Consider the following 5224-nt stretch of genomic DNA (forward strand, 5'->3'; position numbering starts at 1 on the left):
TGAAAAGTGCGGCGTTTGCCTGCGTCGAGCCGATCACGATCGCGCAGAGCACGAAGCCTGCGTGCGAAACGGAGCTGAAAGCGAGCATCCGCTTGACGTCGCGCTGTACGAGCGCCATAAGGTTCGCTAAGCTCATCGTAAGCACCGCTACGGCGTAGAGCACGATGTTTAGCCACTGCACGCCGATGCTTTGCAGCGCTTCAAATAGCCTGATCGCCACGACAAAGCCCGCGATCTTGGGCACGACGGACAAAAAGCCCGCCATAGCGGAGCTCGCGCCCTCGTAAACGTCGGGCGTCCAGGTGTGAAACGGGATCAGCGAGAGCTTAAATCCTATCGAGACGATCATAAATGAGCAGGCGGCGAAAAGCAGGACGTTGGTTTGTAAATTTGAACTCTTAGCGATCTGCGCGATGTTTGAAATTTCCATAGAGCCGGTCGATAGAAAAAACATCGCCGCGCCGAATGCGAAAAAGCCCGATCCCAGTGCGCCCATTATGAAGTATTTTAGCGCCGCTTCGATTGATCTGGCGCGATTATGCAGCGCGATTAGCGTATAAAGCGCTAGCGAGCCCGTCTCAAGCCCAACGAGGATCATCATTAAGCTTTCGCTCGCGACCATAAACTCATACCCCACAAGCACGAATAAAAACAGCACGAAAAACTCCGCCGTGTGGTACTCGTGCGCGCTTCTTGCGCCCAAAGACAGAAAGATGAAAAATATCGAGCCTGCGAGCATAATAAGCATCGATAGCGTCGCGATTCCGTCCACCAGCATTACGTCGAAAAGCCCGCGTATGCCGCTGTTGTATCCAAAAACGAGCCCGAAGCCGAGAGCTAGAGCTAGTATCGTGATGACGGCGTAAAATTTATACGATAACGTGCGCGCAAAAAGCGAAACCGCGAGCATCAGTAGGGCAAATCCTCCGAGTATCGCCATAGGCGCGATCGAGGCTAAATTTAAAAGATTATTTTGCATCGCTTCTTACCTTAAAATTTGCTTTTTCCATATAGGCGCGAGTCGCAGTCTGAGAGGCTTTGTTAAACATCAACTCAAGGCTTTGCGTCACGCTAGGCTCGATGCTCTTTAACATCAGATTCGGCGCGACGCCGAGCGCTACCACCAGCACGCAGATCGGGATGATAGAGCAAAGCTCGGTTCTGTTTAGATCGCTTAGCTTTTTATTTTCCTCATGCACAAGAGCGCCGAAGAAGGTCTTTTTATAAAGATTCATCGAATAGATCGCGCCCATTATTATGCCGAGTCCGCCCAAGAGCGCGTAGCTAAAGCTTATTTTAAAAATCCCCGCAAGGCTTAGGAATTCTCCCACGAAGCCGATCGTAAGAGGAAGTCCTATCGAGCCTAGCAGCGCGACGCAAAAACAAAACGCATAAAGCGGCATCACGCGCGCAAGCCCGCCGAATTCGCTAAAAAGCTTCGTGTGTCTGCGGTCGTATAAAAAGCCAACGAGCATAAAAAGCCCTCCGCTTACGATACCGTGGCTTATCATCAAAAATACCGCTCCACTCACCCCTTCGCGACTCATTGAAAAAATTCCTAGCATTATGACGCCCATATGCGCGATCGAGCTATACGCGATAACCTGTTTGATATCCTTCTGCGCAAAGGCGATGAAGCTCGCATAGATGATCATAACGATCGCTACGGCGCACATCATCCCGCTAAAATGCACGCTCGCGTCGGGAAATAGCGGCAGCGAAAATCGCACGAAGCCGTAGGTGCCCATCTTAAGAAGCACCGCAGCAAGCAGAACCGAGCCTATCGTAGGGGCCTGCCCGTGCGCGTACGGAAGCCAGGTATGAAAAGGAAAGCAAGGCGTCTTGATCGCAAAGGCAACCGAAAATGCCAAAAACAGAGGAATTTGCGTGCTAAGCGGCAGCGATAGGCTTTGCCAGTTTAGGATATTAAAGCTATACTCGCCCGTAGCCTCGTGATAGAAATAGCTCATCGCTACGAGTCCAACGAGTAGAAACATCGAACCCAGGAAGGTGTAGATGAAAAATTTTACCGCGGCGTAAATTCTCTTGCCGCTGCCCCACGCGCCGATGATGTAGAGCATAGGAATTAGCGAAAGCTCCCAAAAGATGTAAAACAAAATCGCATCCAGCGCCACAAAAACGCCCACCATCGTCATCTCTAAAAATAGAATGCAGATGATTAAATTTTTGGCGCGCTCTTTAATGCTTAGGCTAAGTAGCGCCAAAAATGTAACCAGCGTGCTTAGAATCACTAAAAACAGCGAAATTCCGTCCACGCCGATGAAGTAGTTGATGCCGTATTCGCTTATAAAAGGGTGCAGCACGCTAAACGCGATACCGTCCACCGGCTCGTAGAGTATCCACAAAACAAGCGAAAGCACGAACTCTATAAAGCTCATCGTAACGGCGTAGGTCTTGATGCTCGCTTCGTCGATCAAAAAGCCCAAAACCGCAGCTACCGCCGGAAAAAATATAACCAAACTTAAAAAGTATTCCATGCCCACCTCACAGCGCAAACGCCAAAATCAGCAAAATGAAAGATCCCAAAACCATCCACCTTAAATTTGCGCTCAAATCTCCGCTATTACTTGCGCGATCCGCTCCTTCGCCGCTTTTTACCGCCACGCGAGCGATCAGATCGACGCTGGCGTCTATGATCGCGCCGTCGCATTTAGCGCAGATCTCGCTAAGCTTGGCGTATCCGCGCACGATCACGCGCTCGTAAATTTGCGGGATAAAATACTGCGCGATCAAAATTTTATAAAATTTGCAGTTCTTTAAATTTTGGCTAAATTTGCCCTTGCCGTATGTCCAAATCGTGCCGATCGCCACCGCGCTTATCATCGCTAGCGTTAGAGCGATCAAAATTACCTCCACGCCGTGCGGGATCGAAGCTTTAAAGCCCGGCAGTATGTTAAGTACGAACTCCGCAAAATCGTGCTCGAAAAAGCCCGCGATCACCGCAGGCACGGCTAATACGCCCATCGCGATGAGGGCAAAGCCTTTCGCCTCGTGCGGATGGTGGGTAAATTTTTGCTTGCCGAAAAACACGAGCATTATCAGACGCACGCTGTAAAATGTCGTCATCGCAGCGCCCGCAAACAGCAGCGCCCAGATAAAATATGCGTCCGCGCTCCACGCCGCTTCTAAAATTTTATCTTTTGAGAAAAAGCCCGCGAACGGATAAAATCCGCAAAGCGCGAGCGAGCCTATGCACATTAAAATCGCCGTAGGTCGCATAAACTTATATAATCCGCCCATATTTTGGATATTTAGATCGTCTTTCATCGCGTGCATTACGTTGCCCGCTCCCAAAAATAGAAGCGCTTTGAAAAACGCATGCGTCGCCAGATGAAATAGCGCGATCCAATACGCCCCGAGCCCCGCGGCTACGAACATATAGCCAAGCTGCGAAAGCGTGGAGTAGGCGATGATCTTTTTAAGATCGTTATGAACTAGCGCCATCGACGCCGCAAAGACCGCCACGAAAGCGCCCAAGCAGACGATAAAGCCGCTTACTTCGGGCGCGAGCGCGAAAATCGCATTTGCGCGGATCACCAGATAAACGCCTGCCGTAACCATCGTCGCTGCGTGAATGAGCGCGGACACGGGCGTAGGACCCGCCATCGCGTCGGCAAGCCAGGTATGGAACGGAAACTGCGCGCTTTTGCCCATCGCGCCGATAAATAAAAGTGCGGCGATCAGGGTTAAAATTTCAGGCTCCAAGCCCGCTGCGTTCGCAAACACCACTTCGTAGCGCAGCGAACCGAAATTTAAATATATTAGAAAAATTCCAAGCAACATCCCAAGATCTGCGATGCGGTTCATTATGAAAGCTTCGTTGGCGCACCAGCTGTAATTGCTCCTATCATACCAAAAGCCTATTAGCAGCCACGAGCAGAGTCCGACCCCCTCCCAGCCGATGAAAAGTCCTAAAAAATTATCGCTCGTTACCAAAACCAGCATCGAAAATACGAAAAGTCCCAGGAAGCTGAAAAATTTAGCGAAGTTTTCATCATCCCACATATAGTAGATCGAATACACGTGCACGACGCTGGAAACGATGCCTACGACCACCATCATCACCGCACTTACGCTATCTATGAGAAAGCTAAATTTTGCGTCCAAAAATCCGGTGCTTATGAAATCGGCTAAGCTTACGCTGATTAGGCGGTTGTCAGAGACGAGCTCCATCAAAGCAAGCGACGCGATAGTGCTTAAAATCACCAGCGCCGAGCAGATTACGCCAATAAACATCTTATCTTTGGCGCGAATGAAAACGCCTGCGAAGATCGCCGAGGCAAGCGGTGCGAAAAGGGCGATTAAGAGCCACACAAAAACGGTATCAAGCATCCGGTCCATCCTTGGAAGGATTTTTAAAATTTACAAAGCTGTCAAGTTCGATGCTGCCCGTCTTCTTATACCACAAGATGAGTAGTCCAAGCCCCACGGCCATCTCGCTCGCAGCAATCGCGACGATGAAAAGCGCAAAAATTTCGCCGTTTATGTTGTCGTAAAATTTCGCTACGGCGACGAGGGCTAAATTTGCGGCATTTAATAAAATTTCGCTCGAAAAAAAGAGCATGATCAAATTTCTTCGCTTCATCATACCCGCAAGCCCGAGCCCAAACATCATCGCAGCGACGATCAGATAGTGATTTAGACCCATTTTACCCCTCGCTCTCTTCGTAACTCAGGCTCGCGTCCATCTGCTTATGCGCAAGCACGATAGCGCAGATCATCGCCACGAGCAGCATCACGGCGGCAAGCTCGAAAATCGCCAGATATTTCGTAAAGATAATCATCCCAAGCGCCTCGGTATCGTCGGTGTTTAAAATTTTAAGCGTTTCTACGTTGTTTGCGACCACCGCGCCGAGCACGATAATCACGAGTAAAAATGCGATCACGCCGCTAAGCGCGAAAAATAGCCTTGCACCCTTTTTCGGCTCGCTTACGTTTTTATCTGCGCCCAAAAACATCAGTGCGAAGCCGTAAAGCACGATCACGGCGCCCGTGTAAACTATGATCTGCACTACGCCTAAAAACTCCGCATCCAGCAAGAAGAAAAATCCGCTCATAAAAACCATGCCGCCGGCAAGCGCGCTAAGGGCGTAAAGAACGTTTTTGCTAAAAACGCTGATGCAAAAAAGCGCCAGGCAAACCGCGCTGAAAAAATAAAATGCAAGCGTTTGTATCATTGCTCCTCCCCCTGCGCGGCGGAATC

At 49.8% G+C, this 5224-nt stretch carries 5 protein-coding genes; all 5 read right to left on the reverse strand.

The window, feature by feature from the left end; genetic code table 11:
* The coding region (locus tag Q0238_RS08815; protein ID WP_297945214.1) for an NADH-quinone oxidoreductase subunit N at positions 1-979 on the reverse strand (979 nt) is incomplete at its 3' end.
* On the reverse strand, positions 969-2498 hold the full coding sequence (locus tag Q0238_RS08820; RefSeq protein ID WP_297945217.1) for an NADH-quinone oxidoreductase subunit M: 1530 nt from the start codon (positions 2496-2498) through the stop codon (positions 969-971). The genes Q0238_RS08815 and Q0238_RS08820, both read right to left, overlap by 11 nt.
* A gap of 7 nt (positions 2499-2505) precedes the next feature.
* Positions 2506-4353, reverse strand: a complete 1848-nt coding sequence (gene nuoL / locus Q0238_RS08825) for an NADH-quinone oxidoreductase subunit L (RefSeq protein WP_297945220.1) — start codon at positions 4351-4353, stop codon at positions 2506-2508.
* Entirely contained in the window at positions 4346-4669 is a 324-nt protein-coding gene (gene nuoK, locus Q0238_RS08830; protein ID WP_005869753.1) for an NADH-quinone oxidoreductase subunit NuoK, read from the reverse strand. Before nuoK ends, nuoL begins: the two co-directional genes overlap by 8 nt.
* 1 nt (position 4670) lies before the next feature.
* The coding region (locus tag Q0238_RS08835) for an NADH-quinone oxidoreductase subunit J (protein ID WP_363317135.1) at positions 4671-5224 on the reverse strand (554 nt) is incomplete at its 5' end.

The sequence above is a fragment of the uncultured Campylobacter sp. genome, from assembly GCF_938045775.1.
GTDB lineage: Bacteria > Campylobacterota > Campylobacteria > Campylobacterales > Campylobacteraceae > Campylobacter_B.

Bases quoted from the DNA above. Each gene is read 5' to 3' on its own strand.
- Q0238_RS08820 (WP_297945217.1), bottom strand. From the start codon at position 2,498: ATGGAATACTTTTTAAGTTTGGTTATATTTTTTCCGGCGGTAGCTGCG.
- nuoL (WP_297945220.1), bottom strand. From the start codon at position 4,353: ATGCTTGATACCGTTTTTGTGTGGCTCTTAATCGCCCTTTTCGCACCG.
- nuoK (WP_005869753.1), bottom strand. From the start codon at position 4,669: ATGGGTCTAAATCACTATCTGATCGTCGCTGCGATGATGTTTGGGCTC.